Below are 20,928 nucleotides of genomic sequence, written 5' to 3' on the forward strand. Positions count from 1 at the left end.
GCGTTATGGCATCCACTCTGGAGCTACTGGAAGAACACCGTATTTTTGGCGGCTGGCAACAGCGCTGGCGTCATCAGTCTTTGCTGCTGAACTGCCCGATGACCTTCAGCATCTATCTGCCTGGGCCGCACGGTGATGCGCCGCCGCCGGTGGTCTGGTTTCTGGCCGGACTGACCTGCAACGATGAGAACTTCACCAGCAAAGCCGGTGCACAACGGGTTGCAGCGGAACTGGGTCTGGTGCTGATTATGCCGGATACCAGCCCGCGCGGCGAAGGGGTTGCGAATGATGAAGGATACGATCTGGGTCAGGGCGCGGGATTTTATCTCAATGCCACCCAACAGCCCTGGGCCAGCCATTTCCGCATGTTCGATTATCTGAGCAGCGAGTTACCCGCCCTGATTGCGGATAACTTCAAGGTCAGTGAACGTCAGTCGATTATGGGTCACTCCATGGGCGGACACGGTGCGCTGATGCTGGCGCTGCGTCTGGGTAACCGCTTTGCCTCGGCTTCCGCCTTTGCACCGATTGTGAATCCGATGCAGGTACCCTGGGGCCAGAAAGCGTTTCAGGCCTATCTGGGCGACGATCGTGCAACGTGGCGGGAATATGACAGCTGCCAGCTGATGGCGGAGGTGTCGCATCGGCTGCCAATACTGATCGATCAGGGCGACAGCGATCAGTTCCTGGCCGATCAGCTGCAACCGGAGCGCTTAGAAGACGTCGCGAATGAGGTGGGTTTCCCGCTGACGCTGCGCATTCAGCCAGGTTATGACCATAGCTACTTCTTTATAGCCAGCTTTGTGGAAGATCATCTGCGCTTCCATGCGCAGCATCTGCTGGCGTAAACAATCAGGGCCGCAATCGCGGCCCTGAACTTTTAGCTGGCTAACGCTCTGTCACAGAGCCAGCATACTGCCAGCCTGCCCTGTAAAAATTCCTTTCTCAGAACAGTGATGCTCAGCGCCCTACCGGACGCCTCCTCAATATCAGACCAGTGCCGGGCCGGTCAGCCCGTCGATCATCACCTGCGGGATACCACGCGAGCAGTGTTCGATACGACCATCGACGCCATACACCTTTGCCAGAGTGGCAGGCGTGATCACCTTATCCGGCTGCCCTTCCGCCACCAGCGCGCCCTGCTTCAGCATCAGCGCATGTTGCGCATGACGCAGTGCAATATTGATGTCATGCACCACTACCACCGTCACGATGTTACGCTGAGCGGTTTCGCGCCGCACCAGATCCATCACGTGAAACTGGTAGTTGAGATCCAGCGCGCTCAGCGGTTCATCCAGCAGCAGCAGCTTAGGGCGACGGATCAGTGACTGCGCCAGCCCGACCAGCTGTTTCTGTCCGCCGGAGAGCTGATCGAGATATCGCATCGCCAGATGGGCAATGCCCAGCTGTTCCAGCAGATGCATGATTTCCGCTTCGCTGCTGGCGCTGTGCAGACCACCGGAGGCACGCTGCGCCACGATGATCGACTCCAGCACATGCAGATGTACGCCCGCAGGCAGCGACTGCGGCAGATAAACCACGTTCTTCGCACGCCGGGCAAACGGCTGGGTCATGAGATCCTCACCGTTGAGCCACATCTCGCCCTGGCCTTTATTCAGACCGGCCAGTGCACGCAGCAGCGTCGATTTACCACAGCCATTCGGCCCCAGCAGCACGGTGATCTCGCCGCGCGGCAGCGGCGCGATATTAAGATTATCAATGACTTTATTTTTTGGGTACCCGGCACTGAAGCCACGTAACGTCAGACCCTGTTCCATCATACCGTCCCCCGATGACGCAGAATAATACTCAGGAAGAACGGCACGCCAATCAGTGAGGTGACAATGCCAACCGGGATGATTACACCAGGGAGCAGGTTTTTCGAGGCGACCGACGCCAGCGACAGCACCAGCGCGCCGACCAGCGCACTGGCGGGCAGATAGAAACGGTGATCTTCACCAAACATCATGCGGGCGATATGGGGAGCGACCAGCCCAATGAAACCGATCGGGCCGACAAACGCGACCGCCAGGGCAGAGAGGATACTGATGCGCAGTAACGTAGTCAGGCGCAGACGACGCACATCAATGCCAAAGCTTACCGCGCGGTCTTCGCCCAGACGCAGCGCCGTCAGCTTCCAGCTGCTCATCATTGAAAACGGTACCAGAATGGCCAGCGCCACGCTCAGCACGCCCAGCTTTTCCCAGGAGGCGCGCGCCAGGCTGCCCATGGTCCAGAACACCAGGCCCTGCAGGGTATCTTCGCTGGCGATGAACTGCATCATGGATACCAGAGCGTTAAAGGTGAAGACCAGCGCGATACCGAACAGCACCACGCCCGCCGAAGAGACCTGAGTCCAGCGGGTCACGGCATCCAGCATCAGCGCGGCAAACAGAGCAAAGACAAAGGCGTTGGCAGAAATTAACCACTGATCGGGAATGCCGGGAATACCCACGCCGAGGATGATGGCCAGCGCGGCACCAAACGCCGCCGCCGATGAGACACCGAGGGTAAACGGACTGGCCAGCGGGTTATTCAGGATGGTCTGCATTTCTGCGCCCGCCAGCCCCAGCGACAGGCCCACTACCAGCGCCATCAGCGCATAGGGCAGACGAATGTCCCAGACAATGACGCGCGTGCCGGCATCGACGCTCTCGGGGCTGAGCAGCGTATTCCACAGCGTTTCAAGTGAGAGTCCCGCCGGACCCAGCGTGAAGTCGAGGATCAGCGAGGCGAGTATCGCCAGCAACAGCACGCCAATCCAGATTAAGCGGCGGCGCAGCACCTGATGATAGTTTTGCATGGTGTGGTGAAGCGTCTCTTCCCCCGCCAGCAGCGAAGTTTCGGTAGTCATGTTTGAACCCTGTGTGGCTATCACGTCAGAAAACGCAGCCACAATAGTGCAGGTGATAATAATTATCAATTCGAGAACATAAGCGAGACGTGAAAAAACAGTAAAAAACGGTGTTGCAGGCGGGAGAATGGCTCAGGGAGCCTGCGCCTTTCGCAAAGACGCAGAACCCGCCATCCCTGGCGGGTTTTGTGCGGGCGATGACGCAGAGTTAATCTTTGTGAACCGGAAACTCCATTTCGCTGTACTTAACGAAACGGCTGCCGCGCGTCAGCTTGTAGCCGAACCAGATAATCAGGAACAGCGGAATGCCGATATAGGTTGCCGCCACGCCATACCAGTCGATGCTGTCGTTAAGGAATGCCTGGTAGTTCTGACCCAGCGTGATGATCAGGCAGAGCACAAAGGCGAAAATCGGACCCAGCGGGAAGAAGCCGGAACGGTAAGGCAGATCGTTCAGGTCACGTCCCTGGGCCACATAGCCCCGACGGAAGCGATAGTGACTGATGGCAATACCCAGCCAGGCAATAAACCCGGTCATGCCTGAGGTATTCAGCAGCCACAGATAGACTTCCTGATTACCAAATTTTGAGGTCAGGAAGCACAGTCCGGCCACCACGGTGGTGGCCCACAGGGCATTACGCGGCACGCCGCCCTTTGAGAGTTTCGCGAAAATCCGTGGCGCTTTACCTTCGCTGGCCAGGTTATAAAGCATACGCGTTGACGCATACATCCCGGAGTTACCCGCTGACAGCACAGCCGTCAGGATCACCGCATTCATGACGGCGGCGGCAGAGAGCAGACCGGCGTTCTGGAACACCAGGGTGAACGGGCTGACGCTGATATCGTCGATATCATTGTGCAGCAACTGCGGATCGGTGTATGGCAGGATCAGGCTGATAATCAGGATAGCGAACACATAGAACAGCAGAATACGCCAGAAAATCTGCCGCACAGCGCGCGGAATATTTTTCGCCGGATCTTCAGATTCGCCCGCCGCGATACCGATCAGTTCGGTGCCCTGGAAGGAGAATCCCACAATCATCGCCACCCCAATCATCGCCGCAAAGCCGCCCGCAAACGGCGCGTCGCCCACCTGCCAGTTCTGCCAGCCCGCATGTTCAGCACCGCGCATAATGCCGGTGATCATCAGCACGCCAACGATGATAAAGATAATCACGGTGGCCACTTTAATCAGCGAGAACCAGTATTCCGCCTCGCCAAAGCCTTTGACCGAAATGTAGTTGAGCAGGAACATCAGCCCCAGGAACAGCGCGCTCCAGATCCAGCCAGGCGTGTCGGGGAACCAGTAGTTCATCACCAGCTGGGACGCTACCAGGTCAACCGCGATGGTCACCGCCCAGTTGTACCAGTAGTTCCAGCCGAGTGCGAAACCAAAGCCCTCTTCGACATATTTCGCGCCGTAGGTGGCGAAGGAACCCGATACCGGCATGAACGCAGCCAGTTCGCCGAGGCTGGTCATCAGGAAGTAGACCATCAGGCCGATGAGGATATAGGAGAGCAGTGCTCCGCCCGGGCCAGCCTGAGCGATGGTGGCACCGGAGGCGACAAACAGGCCGGTACCAATGGAGCCGCCGATGGCGATCATCGTCAGGTGACGGGCTTTTAACGCACGTCGTAATGCAGGTTGTTGTGTTGTATTTGAGTCATTATGCATGTGTTAACGCTACGCTGGGTAAAAATGAGGCGCGATTGTAGCAGCCAGATCGCCTCTGTATAGCGAATGCCAACCTGTTATTAGTTAACTTCATGATCGCGCCGGAATTATTAGTAATTACTCGCGACAATAGGAAAAAAACCGCGTCAGTGCTTTGGAAATATGCTTCTGCCGGTGATGGATGCGATAGAGCGTGCGGATGAGACGCGGCAGCGGAATCGTCAGTTCAACCAGCGTGCCCGCCTCCAGCAGATCGGCAATCACCCGGCGCGAAAGACAGCTGATGCCCATGCCGTGCCGCACCGCATGTTTAATCGCCTCGGAATTGCCCAGCTCCATGCCCAGCTGAAAACTCGGCAGATGCGACAGCAGCAGATAATCGACAATTTCACGGGTGCCGGAGCCGCGTTCGCGCAGGATCCACGGGGCGTCAGCCAGGGTTTGCAGCGTCACCGGCTGTTGCAGAATCGCCGCATCTGGCGCGGCAAACACCACCAGCTCATCTTCGAGCCAGGGTTCACTGACCAGCTCGGTCATATGGCACGGCCCTTCAATCAATCCGACATCGACGCGGAAATCGGAAACCGCCTGAATCACATCCTGGCTGTTGCCTACACTCAGCTCCAGCGGCAGGCGGGGAAAATCGCGACGATAAGCGGCCATCATGCCTGGCAGCAGATAGTTACCGATGGTGCTGCTGGCAAAGATGCGGATCGCACCGTTATCCTCTTTAAACAGCTGCTCGATTTCGCCCGCCTGCTCCAGCAGCCCTACTGCACGGGGATAGAGCAGCCGTCCATGCTCATTCAGCACCAGCCGTTTGCCAACCCGGTCAAACAGTTGCACGCCGAGCTGACTCTCCAGATCGGCCAGCGCTGCACTCACTGCGGACTGCGACAGCGCCAGCAGTTGCGAAGCCTGAGTGGTGGAACCGCTCTTAAGCACTTCGGTAAAAACTTCAATTTGTCGCAGCGTAATGTGCATCGTTGCCTCTTAACTCAGTGACTGCCTGACCAGGTAAATGATTAATGCCAGCCAGATCAGCCCTATTGCCACCAGCCAGCCTGCAATTTTTTTGCCGCGCGAACGTTGAGACTGTGCCCGCTCGCTGCTGCTGATGCGCACCTCTCGCGGCAGTAAACGCAGCAGGACCATGACGCCCGTCGGAATAATCACCGCGTCATCCAGCAGACCGACAAAGGGGATGACATCAGGAATGAGATCGATCGGGCTGATGCCATAGGCGACCAGCCCCAGCATCCCCAGCTTGTTCCACCAGGGTGTGCGGGGATCGCGGAAGGCAAACCCCAGCACAAACACATCTCTTTTGATCAGCGTCGCCCAGCGGCGCAGACGCGAAACTATCATGATTACTGCCTTATCGTTTATTCTGGTTAATTATAAATATATTATCAATTTCACTTTTAAGCCAGTTGCCATCATGATCGGGTCTCAACCAGGAGGAGTGACCATCATGACTGAACTGAGCATCGCTAAACCGCATCATCCCGTTCCGCTCTGGATCCCGGGTCTGCTGCTGACCGCCGTGATTGCCGGGGCAGCCAGCTGGCTGGCGCAGCAACCGATGATTGCTGCCCTGGGGCTGGGTTCACTGACTCTGGCGATTATGCTGGGCATCCTGGTCGGTAACAGCATCTATTCGCCACTGGCGTCACGCTGCGATAACGGCGTGCTGCTGGCTAAGCAGAAACTGCTGCGGCTGGGGATCATCCTGTTTGGCTTTCGCATTACTTTACAACAAATTGCTGACGTCGGTTTCAGCGGCATTCTGATTGATGCGCTGACCCTGACCAGTACCTTCCTGATAACCTGCCTGCTGGGCATGCGGCTGCTGAAGCTGGATCGCGATACCGTCTGGCTGATTGGCGCGGGCAGCAGTATCTGCGGTGCTGCGGCGGTACTGGCGACCGAGCCGGTGGTGAAAGCCGCGCCGTCGAAGGTTGCGGTGGCTATCGCGACCGTGGTGCTGTTCGGCACGCTGGCGATCTTTATCTATCCACTGCTGTGGCCGCTGGCGCATGAACTGTTCCCGGATCTCAGTGCATCGCAGTTCGGGGTTTTTACCGGCTCAACCATCCATGAAGTGGCGCAGGTGGTGGCCGCCGGACACAGCATCAGCCCGGAAGCTGAGAACAGCGCGGTCATTGCCAAAATGCTGCGGGTAATGATGCTGGCTCCCTTTCTGCTCTGCCTGAGCGCCGTGATACGCGGCAAACGTCAAGGGAGCAACGCACGCCAGGCGGTGACGTTTCCCTGGTTCGCCCTGCTGTTTATTGCCGTCGCACTGTTTAACTCGCTGCAGCTGCTGCCTGCCGCGGTGGTGACCACGCTGAATCAGCTGGCGGGTCTGCTGCTGGCGATGGCGATGGCGGCGCTGGGATTGACCACCCGTTTTGGGGCATTGCGTGAGGCAGGCGTTAAACCGCTGCTGCTGGGTGCGATGGTGTTTGTCTGGTTAATCGCGGGCGGCGGTGCAATCAATCTGCTGGTGCAACATTTCATGGGCTAGCGGCATCGGGTATCATGCCGTTTCATCCGTGCACAGCCCCAGGAGAAAGGCATGAAATATATTGGCGCACACGTGAGTGCGGCAGGTGGCGTGGATCAGGCAGTGATCCGCGCCCATGAAATAGAAGCCACCGCCTTCGCGCTCTTTACTAAAAATCAACGTCAGTGGAAGGCAGCCCCGCTCTCGACTGAGGTGATTGATGCTTTTCGCGCCGCCTGCGAGACGTACAAATTCGGTCCGCAGCAAATCCTGCCGCACGACAGTTTCCTGATAAACCTGGGTCATCCGGTTGAAGAGGCGCTGGAGAAATCCCGCGCCGCTTTTATTGATGAGCTGCGACGTGCCGACCAGCTCGGCCTGACTTTGCTGAACTTCCATCCGGGCAGCCATCTGCATCAGATTGATGAGGAGGCCTGTCTGAAGCGGATTGCGGAGTCGATCAACATCGCTCTCGACCAGAGTCAGAACGTCACCGCCGTCATTGAGAATACCGCCGGTCAGGGCAGTAATCTGGGTTTCCGCTTCGAGCATCTCGCCACCATTATTGAGCATGTTGAAGATAAGTCGCGTGTCGGCGTCTGTATTGATACCTGCCATGCGTTTGCTGGTGGCTATGATCTGCGTACCGAAGCGGATTGCGAAGCGACCTTCGCCGAGTTTGAGCGCATTGTCGGCTTTAACTATCTGCGCGGCATGCACCTTAACGATGCCAAAAGCGCCTTCGACAGTCGCGTTGACCGCCATCACAGCCTGGGTGAAGGCAATATCGGCAAAACAGCGTTTAGCTGGCTGATGAAAGATCCGCGATTTGATGGCATCCCGTTGATTCTGGAGACCATCAATCCCGATATCTGGAAAGATGAAATTGCCTGGCTGAAAGCCGAACAGCAGGGATAGTAAAAGGGAGCCAGCTGGCTTAATGCTGGTCAGTTAAGATTAGATTTGTAAAGGCTGTCACGGTCAAACGTGGCCGCTTTTTTGTCAGTGCGAGCGAGCCGCAGTGCGGGCCAGAGCACCTCTGCTGCTGCCGGGCCGTCCTCGCGCCGCTCACGCGGTACCTTCGGTTTTGACGTCGTGCCGACGAACCGTTCGGGGATCGGCCCTCCCTGGCCGGCCCCGAACTGTCCACGCTTCCCGGCGTGGACTTCTGGCCCGCCGTCACGCCTCAGCGCTGCGGATAGCCCTTTCAGCAGCAGAGGCGCTCAGGCCTTCACTCTCGTGCCCTTTTTAACAATACGCACCAGAAGCTTCAGAGCAGGCCGGTGGCGATCAGGAGCAGGCAATCCGCAGCGCTGAACAGAATGAGTCTGCCAGGAGAGCCCGCAGGACGCGGGCGAAAGGCGGGGCGGCACAGGATGTGCCATCCCCGGCGGTCCGTCAGGCAGGCGAATGAAGTGAAGGAACCGCGCAGCGGCGCGAGGACCGCCAGCCCCTGAGCGGCACCAGACTGCGTTATCACCTGTCGCTTAACTGGCTGGCATGCTCCCTTTTCGTTTAGAGAGAACGCTGGCTCAGGGAGCATACGCCTTCCGTAAAGACGCAAAAAAACGCCATCCCTGGCAGGCGCAGCGCGGGCGATTACGCACCTCATCCCTGAGGTGCGCCCGCAGCCGGGCCAACGCGTTGCGTTGTTCAAAAACGCTCCCGGCTTTTTGTCCATGGCCCGCGATGCTTTACTCCAGGCGTATGCTCCCGTCGCTTTAACTTCGGGAACCGTCTGTAAAAGCAAACAGGGAGCCATCCGGCTCCCTGTTATTTTCACTTCAGCAGATTATGCACTTCAGCAAATCAGGCTTTCGCCAGCTGCTCTTCCGGACGTTTCAGTACCGCATAGCTCAGACCCGCAATCGCGGTGCCGATGATAATCGCCATCAGATAGCCGATAACCGGGGTAATCGCGCCAGGGATCAGCAGTACGAACAGTCCACCGTGCGGAGCCATCAGTTTTGCGCCAATTGCCATGGAGATCGCGCCGGTGGTTGCACCGCCAACGATACAGCAAGGCAGAACGCGCATCGGGTCACGGGCGGCAAACGGAATCGCACCTTCAGAGATAAAACAGAGACCCAGAACCAGTGCAGCTTTACCGCCTTCCTGCTGACCTTTATTGAATTTACGACGGGCAACCAGCGTCGCCAGCCCCATCGCCAGCGGTGGCACCATACCGGCTGCCATAATGGCTGCCATTGGCGCATAGGTCTGCGAACTCAGTAAGCCGACGCCAAACGCGTAAGCCACTTTGTTTACCGGACCGCCCATATCGGTACACATCATGCCGCCCAGAATGGCACCCAGCAGGACCGCATTCGCCGTACCCATGTTGGCAAGCCAGTGCGTCAGGCCGTTCATGATGCCAGCAACCGGTTTACCCACTACGTAGATCATCAGCAGACCGGTGATCAGACTGGCGAACAGGGGAATAATCAGTATCGGTTTCAGCGCTTCCATACTCTGCGGCAGTTTAACTTTGCCGCTGATCAGCTTCGCCGCATAACCGGCAATAAAGCCCGCGATAATTCCGCCTAAGAAACCTGCGTTAATACTGGTGGCGATCATACCGCCAATCAGACCCGGCGTAAGACCCGGACGATCAGCGATGGAGAAGGCGATAAAGCCCGCCAGCACCGGCACCATCAGGGCAAAGGCGCTGCCACCACCAATTTGCATCAGCGCCGCAGCCAGCGTGCCCTGCTCTTTAAACGCCGTGATACCAAAGGCAAACGACAGCGCGATGCTCAGACCACCTGCGACCACCATCGGCAGCATGTAAGAAACACCGGTCAGCAGGTGACGATAAGCCCCTGCTCCGCCTTTCTTCTCTTCTTCACTGCTATTGTTCTGTCCGCCAGCCGCCGCTTTATACGGCTTCGCTTCTGCTACCGCTTTATCCAGCTCCTGCGCGGTTTTCTTCAGCGCCAGACCGGTTGAGGTACGGTACATCGGCTTACCGGCAAATTTCGCCAGGTCGACTTCGATATCAGCTGCGACGATCACCAGATCGGCGGCAGCGACTTCTTCCGGAGTGATCGCATTACCGGCACCCACTGAACCACGGGTTTCAACTTTCACCCACCAGCCGCGACGGGTCGCTTCAGCCTGAATGGCCTCGGCAGCCATAAAGGTATGCGCCACGCCGGTCGGACAGGCGGTCACCGCGACGACGCGTTTCTGCGCGCCAGCCTGAGCCGGTGCAGCAGGTGCGCCTGCTGCAGGTGTTGCTACCGCAGCCGGTGCCTGCCAGGTTTTCGCTTCTGCTTTCGCGCGGTTCAGGAAGGTTTCTGGCTCACGTACTGCCAGCTGGATATCGCCCAGCCAGACCGCTTTGCCGTTCAGCGCCGCATCGTCCGGCACGTTTTTGCCCAGCACAATCGCCAGCTCAGCGTCGGCAGGATTATCAGTCAGGGTCAGGCCCGCCGCAGCGGCGGCAGCCGCCAGACGCTGTTGTGCCATATATGCGGAAGCCAGTCCCAGTGTAGGGTCTTTAATCAGCAGCGTTTTCATTATCGCTCTCCTGCTGTCAGTTAACGGGTTGTAAGTCGACGCGCGCCATCATTGCGGCCAACTGAGTACGATCGGAAACGCCAACATTGCTCTGGCTGACGGCCATCGCCGCCACGGCAGTCGCAAGACGCAGCGTGTGTTCGCTGGATTCGCGCATCAGCAGGCCATAAATCAGGCCACCAACCATTGAGTCGCCTGCACCCACGGTGCTGACCACTTCGCACACCGGCGGTTTAGCGATCCATTCGCCAGAAGCGTTGACCCACAGAGCGCCTTCTGCGCCCAGCGAAATCACCACATGGGCGATACCCTGCTCGCGCAGTTCGTGCGCAGCGCCAATCACATCCTGCAGGGTTGGCAGTTTGCGACCGGCCCAGATTTCCAGCTCACGGCGGTTAGGTTTAACCAGCCACGGTGCCGCCTTCAGTCCTGCCACCAGCGCCTCGCGGCTGCTGTCAAAGATGATGCATGGGCAGTGGGTGCGAAGTTCGGTCATCCAGCGGGTAAAGGCATCGTGGTCGACGCCCTCAGGCAGGCTACCGCTGACGCAGACCATATCGAACTGGCCCAGCCAGGTCAGAGAATCGGTAGTAAAACGATCCCAGTCCTGCGCCGTCACCTGAAAACCGGAGAAATTCAGATCGGTGACGTCACCGGTCTGTTCAGTGAGTTTAACGTTGATACGGGTACGGCCAGGCACGACATGGAAACGGTTGGCTATGCCCAGCTCACTGAACAACTGCTGGAAACCGTCCTGATTCTCTTTCCCCATGAAGCCACCGACGGTGACATCGATACCCAGATCCTTAAGTACTTTGGCTACGTTGATGCCCTTGCCCGCAGCATGCAGCCCGGTGGTTTTCACCAGGTTAACTTCGCCACGTTCAATTTCAGGGGTATATCCCACCAGGTCATACGCCGGATTCAGCGTAATGGTGGCGACGCGTCTGCTCATGATGCCCCCTCACCCAGACCACTGGTGATCGCTTCTTCAATCGCGTTCAGTGCCTGCTGTGCATCTTCACCGCTGGCGGTGAAGCGCAGGCGATGACCTTTCTTCACGCCCAGCGCAACCACTTTCATCAGGCTGCGGCCATTAGCGGGTTTGCCGCTGCCGTCGAGATTGGTCACGGTGATGTCGCTGTTGAACTGCTTGATCACGCTGACCAGCGCCGTGCCCGGACGGGCATGCAGGCCGTGTTCGTTGCGAATGGTAAATTCAGCCGTCAGCACGTCAGCCTGCTCATCGACTTCGCTGGTGAGCAGTGCGTAAACGCTTGCAGCATCCGCTTTCAACAGACGATCCGCTTTGCCCTGCTGCAGCAAGGCGCTGAGGTAACCCAGCATTTCCAGCGGACGTTCATCGGTCGCCGAAACGCTGATTAACATCGCAGCCGATTCGCCCTGATGGTCGAAGGCATGTTCAGCGCGGCTGATAGCCACGCCGCTCCGCAGGTTGCCGAGGCTGCTGTCGCTGAGCCAGATGCCCTGACCCAGATTCAGCGGAGGCGTTGAAACCACGTCTGCGACGTAGCTGGCATCCACTACACCAGCGGACTGCAGCCGACCGGCGTTCATCGCCTGTAAGGTGATCAGATCGCTGGCAGCCACGTTGAGCGTGATTAATGAGGTGTCGAAGCTGAATTCAGCGGCTTGTTTCTCGCCCATCAGCAACGCACGAAGATCTTCAGCAGAGGCGGTTTTTAGCTGTTCTGCAATGGTGTCATCGCTCAGCACATGGGTCAGCTGACGCAGCAGCGCCAGATGTTCATCCGACTTAGCGGCAATCCCGATGGCAACATAGGCTGTCTGATCGTCACCCCAGGCAATGCCCTGCGGAAACTGGAATACCTGAACACCGGTTTTCAGCACCAGATCGCGGGTATCGGTGGTGCCATGAGGGATTGCGATGCCGTTGCCAAGAAAGGTTGAGGTCTGCTGTTCGCGCGCCAGCATCCCGTTGACGTACCCTTCAGTCACATTGCCCGCCGCGGTTAACGCGGCAGCAACCTGACGAATGGCCTCTTCTTTGTTCTGGGCGCTGGCTCCGATATGGATGGCCTGCAATTCGAGCTGGAACATAATTCTCCTCGCTTGCTGAGATTGAATCGTTTCAGCTAGTGGGAAAGTTTTTACGCCATGCTGAGGAAAACAGATGGCGCAGTCACCGCTGAAACGTTTCAGGGATTGTGGTACAGCCGCTTTCACCAGGCAAGAAAATGCGCAAACGGCGTAGCAGATTTTTGACGTTACGCACATTTCGGGCAGGTTTAAGGGATTAGCGGGCGAACAGGCTGACGCTGCTGCTGTAAGGTGAGAATGGGTGGACCGAAAAACTTCAGCAGCGTCAGCGCCTCAGGGCGCGGTATCCGCTTCGGTTTACAGCAGATACGTTTGCAATTGGTGGATGCATTCTGCGCACGTTTTGATGCTGTGCTTTCATGGGATCGCGCAGCGGTAGATGCAACCACTGAAATTAAAGCGGCGCTGGCTGCTGCCGGAACGCCCATTGGTCCCAACGACACCGCGATTGCCGGGCATGCCATTGCGGCCAGGGCTATTCTGGTGACCAATAACACACGCGAGTTTGAACGGGTACCCGGATTGCAGCTGGAAGAGTGGGTCAGCTAACCGCTGACGCTGGATTGAATCTAAGCAGTGGGAGGGTTCTCAGGCACGTGTGCTGGCTTCAAGCTCAATCAGGTAGGTCATGGCTGAGGTACGGTCTGTAAGACACATATCAACTGAAGGTTGCAGACTTCCACATACTTTCGGCCTTAAATCTGAACCGAAAATCATGCACAAATTTTCATCCGATAACTGAATGCATCGGACATTCGCGGGTTTACCCTGCGGCATTCCGGGGATGGGGCTGGAGATTGACGGCGCGATGCAGCAGGCTCCACAATCAATACGACACTGCATTAACACCTCTTACGCGACCTTCAGGATACAACAGACAGTAACAGAACCTCAGAGGGAGCGACACCACACCCTTCAGCTCTTAACTTCCTGCTTAAATCGTTCACTGTCACCCATGCCAGAAATCGGTGAAGATATAGATGACGCTGTGCAACAGGCACCGCCCTGGCTACGGCATTGCATGCTGTGCTCCGGCAGAGAAAGTCGCGGCGACAATAGCAGTCCGGGGCGGCAATTGCCATGAAAGCCGCGGCCTGAGACAAAATTTCACGCCGGTGATATTGCCAGTTTTCATCGGCGCGAGTAACGTTGCGCGCACTTCACTCTCAAGATAGCGAGAACAGCAATGCCAAAAGCCAATGAAATCAAAAAAGGGATGGCCGTCACGCACAACGGTAAACTGCTGCTGGTTAAAGATATTGATGTCCAGAGCCCTAGCGCACGCGGTGCCGCCACCCTGTATAAAATGCGCTTTACCGATGTTCGCACCGGTTTAAAAGTGGAAGAGCGCTTTAAAGGCGACGAGATTATTGATGCAATTTCGCTCAGCCGTCGCAGCGTGACCTTCTCTTATATAGATGGTGACGAATATATTTTTATGGATGATGAGGATTACACCCCCTACTCCTTTAAACAGGAGCAGATTGAAGAAGAGCTGCTGTTTATCCCTGAAGGCGGTATCCCTGGCATTCACGTGCTGACGATGGAAGGTCAGGTGCTGGCGCTGGAACTGCCACAAACCGTGGATATGGAGATTGTTGATACCTCACCAGGCATTAAAGGTGCTTCCGCCAGCGCCCGCACCAAACCCGCCGGTATGAGTACAGGCCTTTCGATCCAGGTACCGGAATACCTCAGCAACGGTGACCGCATCCGCATCCACATTGCTGAACGCCGCTATATGGGCCGTGCAGACTAAATCAGAAGCCTGCTGCCGATCGTGATAGTGTTATATTATTACATTATCACGTTATTCCCCGGCAGGAGTCACTCCCATGACACGCGTTAATCTGATTACCGGTTTTTTGGGCAGCGGCAAAACCACGCTGCTCTGCCATCTGCTGGCTGCCAGGCCGTCCGGGGAAAACTGGGCGGTGCTGGTTAATGAATTTGGCGAGATCGGGATCGACGGCACCCTGCTGGCCGATCGCGGTGCCACGCTGAAAGAGATCCCCGGCGGCTGCCTGTGCTGTGTGAATGGCCTGCCGATGCAGGTCGGGCTGAATATGCTGCTGAAGAGCAAACCCGATCGGCTGCTGATCGAGCCAACCGGCCTGGGCCATCCTCGTCAGGTGCTGGAGATGTTGAGTGCGCCCGTCTATCAGTCGTGGCTGCAACTGAATGCCACACTAACGCTGCTGGATGCGCGTCAGCTGGCCAATCCTCGTATCGTTGCCAATGAAAACTTCCGCGATCAGCTGGCTGCCGCCGACCTTATTATCGCTAATAAGCGCGACTGCTGGGATCAGGCGGATCGTCAGCGCCTGGCTGACTGGCAGCAGCAGATGCAGCCTGCGCGCCCTCTGATAGAGACAGAATTTGGTCAGATCCCCCTTTCTCTGCTGGATACCCCCCGGCAGCCGCGCGAACTTCCCGTGCCACAGCACCATCATTCGTCGGGTCCCACCAGCGGTCTGGCGGCGTTGCGACTGAATGGCGAGGCGCGCTGGCGTCGGGCGCTGAACCACGGCCAGGGCTATAGCGCCTGCGGCTGGCTGTTTGATGGTGATACGCTGTTCGACAGCGGCACGCTGCTGGAATGGGTTCGGCAGGCGCCGGTAGATCGCGTTAAAGGAGTGATGCGCACGACAGAAGGCGCTCTGCGTATCAATCGCCAGGCAAATGAGCTGCAGAGTGAAACACTCCCCTCACCGCCATCCGATAGCCGCATTGAGATCATTCATTCTCAACAGGCTGACTGGAATCGTCTACAATCGGCATTGTTGAAGTGCCGTTTACGCTGACAGAGGTATTGTCGGCGGTTATTTTTAATAATAATGAGTTTAACTATGCGCGTAACTCGCCTTATTACTATCCTGCTGCTTAATGCACTGGGCGTGGTGCTATTTCTGTCATGGTATCTGCCCCCGGAACATGGCTTCTGGTTCGGCGTCGATAAATCTATTTTCTTTGGCTTCAATAGCCAGATGGTGACCCATCCGCTGTTCGCGCTGATCGTCGCTATCACGAATTACCGTGGTTTTGATGCGGTGTCATTGCTGGCGATGGGTCTGCTTTACCTGTCGATCTGGCGGCGCGAAACGCCACAGGCGCAGCGCCGGATGCTGGCAATCGGCATCACCATGCTGCTGACCGCCGTCGTTCTCAATCAGCTGGGCCATTTATTGCCGGTTAAACACTCCAGTCCGACACTGTTCTTCGAAAACGTGCATCGCGTCAGTGAACTGACCGGTATTCCCGCTAAAGATGCTTCAAAAGATAGCTTCCCCGGCGACCACGGTATGATGCTGATCATTTTCGCCTGCTTTATCTGGCGTTATTTTGGTTTCAGCCGCTTTTTAATTGCCACGGCTATTGTGGTGATATTTTCACTGCCACGCATCATGGCCGGTGCGCACTGGTTTACCGATGTTGCCGTCGGTACAATGTCGGTGGTATTAGTGGGTCTGAGCTGGTGGCTATTAACGCCAGCCAGTGACGTATTGGTTAACTGGTTTTATCGCAAATTGCCGGGTAAATATAAGCCCGTGACGTAAATGTTAAGCGCGGACGATTTAAACCCCTGGTTTGAACCGCCCGCGCTTATAAAAAACACCTCATCACTATTAGCCTGCTAATTAAATTCACGAAAAGAAAAGGTTATGACCCTGCTGGCAGGTCAAATAGTCGCCAATATCCTCTGTCAATAAAGAAAACTCTAAAAATAGCGGCTATGCCCCGAATTAGCCCCCCTTTAACTCCCTGTTCTCACCATCATTTGACCACAATTGTAGCTAAAGTAGTCAGTGTGTTACGGTTTGATTTCACATCAAAAAAACCTATATGAAATTGATTAAAAGCACTCGCCACGGCGTCTGTAATCAGTTAACCTCAGTCGCAGTGAGGCAAAAGCGGCAGAAAATTCGGATTTTTTACCGTTAAAATGTGTCCATTAACACATTTTAGTAATTAAGGATTTGTCTTAGTCTGTTTCGCTTATTAATCTCCCTGTTTTGTCATCTGGCTGGCGACAATCTTGTCGTAAGGAAATCGAAGGAAAACCCGAATAATGGTCAAGTCTCAACCAATACTGAGATATATCTTGCGGATCGTGCCCGCAGTGGCGCTGGCAACACTCCTCTCAGCTTGTAGCAGTACCCATAGCAGTCAAAACGCGAATAACGAGAATCATGAAGTTAACAACCACAATGGTTTTTTACTTCAGGCGTCTCAGGATGAGTTTGAAGAAATGGTGCGTAATGTCGACGTTAAGTCGCGCATCATGGAACAATACGCCGTCTGGAAAGGTGTGCGCTATCGCCTCGGTGGCGATACTAAACGCGGGATCGATTGTTCCGCCTTTGTACAACGCACCTTCCGCGATCAGTTTGGCTTAGAATTACCGCGTTCTACCTCTCAGCAGCAGGACACCGGTAAAGAGATTACCCGCAGTAAACTGCGTCCCGGCGATCTGGTGATGTTCCGTGCAGGCTCTACGGGCCGTCACGTTGGCATCTATCTTGGCAACGATAACTTCGTTCATGCCTCGACCAGCAGTGGCGTGATGATCTCCAGTCTGAATGATGATTACTGGAAAAAGCGCTACCGTGAAGGACGCCGTGTATTAAGTCGTAACCCGACCTGATAACCACTTTCGATCTTCTCTCAGCCAGAGAACATGAAACGCTGCTTATGCAGCGTTTTTTTTCGCCTTTAATCATTTTTACCAGCAGTTATATAAGATAAAAGCATTCTGATTCAGATTAATAGCAAGACATTTCCCGCCGTCTCGTTATATTCTCGGTCGCTTAAACCGAAGCCGTCGTGCGCAATAACATAATAATAATTTGATTAGGGGAAGCTCCTCATGCCACTGTCGGGGGCGCTACGGCGCCATGCCACCTATCCTCGCCGTATCGCATGGAGTAGTGCGATGGCTGGCGGCCTATTCTTTCTGTTATTTGCTGCACTCTCGCTTCACCAGACCTGGCAGAAGCGCGAACGACAGCATCAGCAACTGCTGGAGAACAGCCGCACGGCATTGCAGCAAACGCTCTCCAGCCTGATTAACAGTACTCTCAGTCCCCTGATTCCGTTTACCCACACTGCCTGCAATACCATCAATCGTGAACTCACCTCACGCGCCGCCTTTGCCGGAAATCTTCGTGCCATCCTGCTGGTTAAAGAAGGTAATGCCTTTTGCTCCTCGGCCACCGGCAGTTTTAATCTGCCGCTCAATGTGATTGCGCCCCTGAGTGATATTTCGCGTGATATCGATCTGCAGCTGATGCCGGGCACGCCGTTGCAGCCCAATAAACCGGCGCTGGCGTTGTGGATCAAAAATCCCGGCAGCGTGCAGTCAGGCGTTTTCGCGACGCTGAATATTACACTGGCACCCTATCAGCTGCTGGCGTCCGGGCATCCGGAAATTACCGGTATAGCACTGGTGGCACAACGCAGCGCCTTAACCAGCTGGCAATCCGTCGTCATGCAGAATAAAAACCTGCCGACGCCGCTGCACCGGCAGGCGCTGACAGGCTATCCGCTGCAGTTTGTGTTGTACGGTTCCACTCTGGCGTTCAGCGATTATCAGAATATCCTGCTGAGCGGCCTGCTACTGTCGCTGCTGGTTTCAGGCGCTTGCTGGCTGCTGTTGTCGGTTTATCAGCGCCCTGGTAAAGAGCTGATTCGGGGCATGAAGCGCGGTGAATTTCACGTCGAATATCAGCCGCTGGTCACCTCCCATGATGGTCAGCCGTATGGGATGGAAGCGTTACTGCGCTGGACCCACCCGACGAAAGGCCCGATTCCGCCCGATGTGTTTATTCACTATGCCGAGGCGCAGAACCTGATTATTCCCCTGACCCGACATCTGTTTCAGCTGGTTTCCCGTGATGCCCACCTGCTGTGTCATACCATTCCCCGTCATGCCTGCCTCAGCCTCAACATTTCGCCCCTGCATCTGGCTGACAGCGGTTTCCGTCAGGATGTGCTGCGCTGGCTTGATACTATGCCTGCGGACCACTTTACTTACGTGTTTGAGATCACCGAGCGAGCCATGGTGCGCGACGAAAACGTTGGAGAACTGTTTGACTGGCTGCATCAGCAGCAGATCCATATCGCCATTGATGATTTCGGTACCGGTCACAGCGCGCTGATCTATCTGGAACGTTATGACTTTGATTATCTGAAAATCGATCGCGGCTTTGTTCAGAGCATCGGTACGGATAGCCTGACCTCGCCGGTACTCGATACCGTGCTGCAGCTGGCGAAGAAGCTGAACCTGAAAAGTGTGGCCGAAGGGGTAGAAACCGGCGAGCAGGCTGCCTGGCTGATTAACCGCGGTGTGACCCATCTGCAGGGTTACATCTTTAGCCGTCCGCTGCGACCGGAAACGCTGATAGACTATTTCCGGCGTCATAACGCCTGACACTACCTGGCCCGAATCGCGCCAGACATCTGACAGGAGAGTGCATGCTGTTTCGTTCCGGACTTCTGCTGCTGTGCAGCCTGCTCAGCGCCCCGCTGCTGGCGGCCTCTGTCCAGCAAAGCTACGCGTTCACCCAGGCCGGTGAAGCGAAATATCCGCCCGGCTTCAGCCATTACGACTACGCCGATCCCCGCGCACCCAAAGGCGGCAGCATCACCATGGCGGTAGTGGGCACTTACGACAACTTCAACCGCTACGCTTCTCGCGGTAATCCGGGCATTAACACCGGCACGCTTTATGATGGGCTTTACACCAGCTCAGACGATGAACCTGGCAGTTATTATCCGCTGATTGCCGAGTCAGCGCGCTACGCCAGCGATTTTACATGGATTGAGATCCGCCTTAATCCCCGCGCCCGTTTTCAGAATGGCACACCCATCACCGCCCGCGACGTGGCGTTCACCTATCAGAAATTCATGGCCGAGGGCGTGCCTCAATTTCGCGTCGCCTACCGTGGCGTGACCGTTAAAGCGCTGAACGATCTCACTGTACGCATCGAGGCACAGAAGCCGGATAAAGATCTGCTGCTTGGCTTACTGACGCTGCCGGTTATCGCAGAGTCGTTCTGGCGCGATAAGAAGTTTAATGAGCCGTTAAGCGAGCCACCCTTGTCGAGCGGACCCTATCGCATCACCCGCTGGAAGCTGGGACAGTTTATTGAGTTCAGCCGGGTAAAAGATTACTGGGCCGCTGATCTGCCGGTCAATCGCGGACGCTTTAATTTTGATCGAATGCGCTATGACTACTATCTGGATGACAATGTGGCATTTGAAGCCTTCAAGGCGGGTGCTTACGATCTGCGTGAAGAGACATCGGCAAAGAAATGGGCTACCCAGTATCGCGGCCGCAATTTTGACGATGGCAGCATCGTTAAAGAGACCACGCCTAACGATGCCGCTATCGATACCCGCTGGCTGGCATTCAACAATGAAAAACCGCTGTTCCGGGATCGCCGCGTGCGTCAGGCGCTGTCACTGATGTTCGATTTCGAGTGGATGAACAAAGCGCTCTATTACGGTGCCTGGCAGCGCGCCAGCAGCTATTTCCAGAACACGGCGTATGCGGCCAGCGGCGTGCCGGATGCACAGCAGCAGGCCCTGCTTGAACCCTGGCGCGCGCAACTGCCACCTGAGCTGTTCAGCCAGCCTTATCAGCCACACAAAACCGACGGCAGCGGCTATGACCGCGCCAGCCTGTTAAAAGCGTCTGACCTGCTGAAACAGGCGGGCTGGCAGATAAAAAATCGCCGTCTGGTCAATGATAAAACCGGTCAGCCGTTTACCATTGAACTCCTGCTGCGCGGTGGCACCAATACCGACTGGGCGTTACCATTCCAGCACAATCTTTCCCGGCTTGGCATTACGCTGAACCTGCGGCAGATCGACAACTCACAGTATCTGCGGCGCTGGCGCGAAGGCGACTATGACATGATTGCCACGGTCTATGGGGCGATGCCGATCCCGACCTCCAGTCTGCAGATCCTGTGGCAGTCTGACTTTATCGCCTCGTCGTGGAATACCGCCCGGGTCAAAGAGCCTGTAGTCGATCATTTCGTGAAACAGATTGTGGCGCATCAGGGTGATCCCGCCGCGCTGCGGCCGCTGGCCCAAGCGCTGGACCGGGTGCTGCTGTGGAATGCGTATATGATCCCGATGTGGTACAACGCAGAGCAGCGGCTGGCGTACTGGGATAAGTTTTCTCACCCTGCCCGCAAGCCAGCCTACAGCGTCGGACTGGAAAACTGGTGGTACGACACAAACAAAGCCGGACGCCTGCCGGCCAGCAAACGCTAAGGA

Annotated in this window: 17 protein-coding genes and 2 pseudogenes; 10 read left to right on the forward strand and 9 right to left on the reverse strand. The window is 56.2% G+C overall.

Features of this window, described 5'->3' with window-relative positions; genetic code table 11:
* Positions 1-5: 5 nt before the first annotated feature.
* Positions 6-848, forward strand: a complete 843-nt coding sequence (gene fghA / locus AFL22_RS20625; RefSeq protein ID WP_052272091.1) for an S-formylglutathione hydrolase — start codon at positions 6-8, stop codon at positions 846-848.
* 141 nt (positions 849-989) lie between these two features.
* Here the strand turns inward: fghA and AFL22_RS20630 are convergent, their stop codons facing one another.
* The 5 genes from AFL22_RS20630 to AFL22_RS20650 all read right to left on the reverse strand — a co-directional run bounded on the left by AFL22_RS20630 (position 990) and on the right by AFL22_RS20650 (position 5,897).
* Positions 990-1,778, reverse strand: a complete 789-nt coding sequence (locus AFL22_RS20630; protein WP_010248276.1) for an ABC transporter ATP-binding protein — start codon at positions 1,776-1,778, stop codon at positions 990-992.
* Positions 1,778-2,854 (reverse strand): iron ABC transporter permease, encoded by a 1,077-nt coding sequence (locus AFL22_RS20635; protein ID WP_010248280.1) that lies wholly within the window; start codon positions 2,852-2,854, stop codon positions 1,778-1,780. Before AFL22_RS20635 ends, AFL22_RS20630 begins: the two co-directional genes overlap by 1 nt.
* Before the next feature lie 208 nt (positions 2,855-3,062).
* Complete coding sequence (locus tag AFL22_RS20640) at positions 3,063-4,529, reverse strand: amino acid permease (RefSeq protein WP_022625044.1); 1,467 nt, start codon at positions 4,527-4,529, stop codon at positions 3,063-3,065.
* A gap of 117 nt (positions 4,530-4,646) precedes the next feature.
* The gene (gene yieE / locus AFL22_RS20645; RefSeq protein WP_010248285.1) at positions 4,647-5,513 is read right to left on the reverse strand and encodes a DNA-binding transcriptional regulator YeiE; all 867 of its coding nucleotides are present in this window, start codon (positions 5,511-5,513) and stop codon (positions 4,647-4,649) included.
* 9 nt (positions 5,514-5,522) lie between these two features.
* On the reverse strand, positions 5,523-5,897 hold the full coding sequence (locus AFL22_RS20650) for a YkvA family protein (RefSeq protein WP_031592072.1): 375 nt from the start codon (positions 5,895-5,897) through the stop codon (positions 5,523-5,525).
* Positions 5,898-6,003: 106 nt separating this feature from the next.
* Between AFL22_RS20650 and AFL22_RS20655 the strand changes: the two genes are divergently transcribed.
* Together AFL22_RS20655 and nfo are read left to right on the forward strand one after the other, a co-directional pair.
* A complete protein-coding gene (locus tag AFL22_RS20655; RefSeq protein WP_052272103.1) occupies positions 6,004-7,059 on the forward strand; it encodes a YeiH family putative sulfate export transporter in 1,056 nt (351 codons plus the stop codon).
* Positions 7,060-7,110: 51 nt separating this feature from the next.
* Positions 7,111-7,956: a deoxyribonuclease IV gene (gene nfo, locus AFL22_RS20660; protein WP_010671008.1), complete on the forward strand. Its 846-nt coding sequence runs from the start codon at positions 7,111-7,113 to the stop codon at positions 7,954-7,956.
* A gap of 891 nt (positions 7,957-8,847) precedes the next feature.
* On the opposite strand, the gene fruA is transcribed toward nfo, so the two are convergent.
* Genes fruA through fruB form a run of 3 tightly spaced genes read right to left on the reverse strand, consistent with a single transcriptional unit; the run spans position 8,848 to position 12,642 of the window.
* Positions 8,848-10,560: a PTS fructose transporter subunit IIBC gene (fruA, locus tag AFL22_RS20670; RefSeq protein WP_045140638.1), complete on the reverse strand. Its 1,713-nt coding sequence runs from the start codon at positions 10,558-10,560 to the stop codon at positions 8,848-8,850.
* A gap of 16 nt (positions 10,561-10,576) precedes the next feature.
* The gene (gene fruK / locus AFL22_RS20675) at positions 10,577-11,515 is read right to left on the reverse strand and encodes a 1-phosphofructokinase (RefSeq protein WP_010248301.1); all 939 of its coding nucleotides are present in this window, start codon (positions 11,513-11,515) and stop codon (positions 10,577-10,579) included.
* Positions 11,512-12,642, reverse strand: a complete 1,131-nt coding sequence (gene fruB, locus AFL22_RS20680) for a fused PTS fructose transporter subunit IIA/HPr protein (RefSeq protein WP_052272093.1) — start codon at positions 12,640-12,642, stop codon at positions 11,512-11,514. The genes fruK and fruB overlap by 4 nt, the downstream gene beginning before the upstream one ends.
* Before the next feature lie 312 nt (positions 12,643-12,954).
* Here fruB and AFL22_RS20685 point away from each other — a divergent pair.
* Positions 12,955-13,191, forward strand: a pseudogene (locus AFL22_RS20685) (type II toxin-antitoxin system VapC family toxin); the annotation flags it as partial.
* 105 nt (positions 13,192-13,296) lie between these two features.
* Here the strand turns inward: AFL22_RS20685 and AFL22_RS23640 are convergent.
* A pseudogene (locus AFL22_RS23640) lies at positions 13,297-13,485 on the reverse strand (YkgJ family cysteine cluster protein); the annotation flags it as partial.
* A 343-nt stretch (positions 13,486-13,828) separates the two neighbouring features.
* Here AFL22_RS23640 and yeiP point away from each other — a divergent pair.
* The 6 genes from yeiP (at position 13,829) to AFL22_RS20715 (ending at position 20,925) form a co-directional block, all read left to right on the forward strand.
* Positions 13,829-14,401, forward strand: a complete 573-nt coding sequence (gene yeiP, locus AFL22_RS20690) for an elongation factor P-like protein YeiP (RefSeq protein WP_003854146.1) — start codon at positions 13,829-13,831, stop codon at positions 14,399-14,401.
* Positions 14,402-14,477: 76 nt separating this feature from the next.
* A complete protein-coding gene (locus tag AFL22_RS20695; protein ID WP_052272094.1) occupies positions 14,478-15,446 on the forward strand; it encodes a GTP-binding protein in 969 nt (322 codons plus the stop codon).
* Positions 15,447-15,491: 45 nt separating this feature from the next.
* Complete coding sequence (locus AFL22_RS20700; RefSeq protein WP_052272095.1) at positions 15,492-16,199, forward strand: phosphatase PAP2 family protein; 708 nt, start codon at positions 15,492-15,494, stop codon at positions 16,197-16,199.
* A 512-nt stretch (positions 16,200-16,711) separates the two neighbouring features.
* Positions 16,712-17,287 (forward strand): bifunctional murein DD-endopeptidase/murein LD-carboxypeptidase, encoded by a 576-nt coding sequence (mepS, locus tag AFL22_RS20705; RefSeq protein WP_010248316.1) that lies wholly within the window; start codon positions 16,712-16,714, stop codon positions 17,285-17,287.
* A 222-nt stretch (positions 17,288-17,509) separates the two neighbouring features.
* Positions 17,510-19,072, forward strand: coding sequence for a cyclic di-GMP phosphodiesterase (locus tag AFL22_RS20710; RefSeq protein ID WP_052272096.1), 1,563 nt, complete (start codon positions 17,510-17,512; stop codon positions 19,070-19,072).
* Positions 19,073-19,116: 44 nt separating this feature from the next.
* Entirely contained in the window at positions 19,117-20,925 is a 1,809-nt protein-coding gene (locus AFL22_RS20715; protein WP_052272097.1) for an extracellular solute-binding protein, read from the forward strand.
* Positions 20,926-20,928: the final 3 nt, after the last annotated feature.

This window comes from Pantoea sp. CFSAN033090 (assembly GCF_001264395.1).
Lineage (GTDB): Bacteria > Pseudomonadota > Gammaproteobacteria > Enterobacterales > Enterobacteriaceae > Pantoea > Pantoea agglomerans.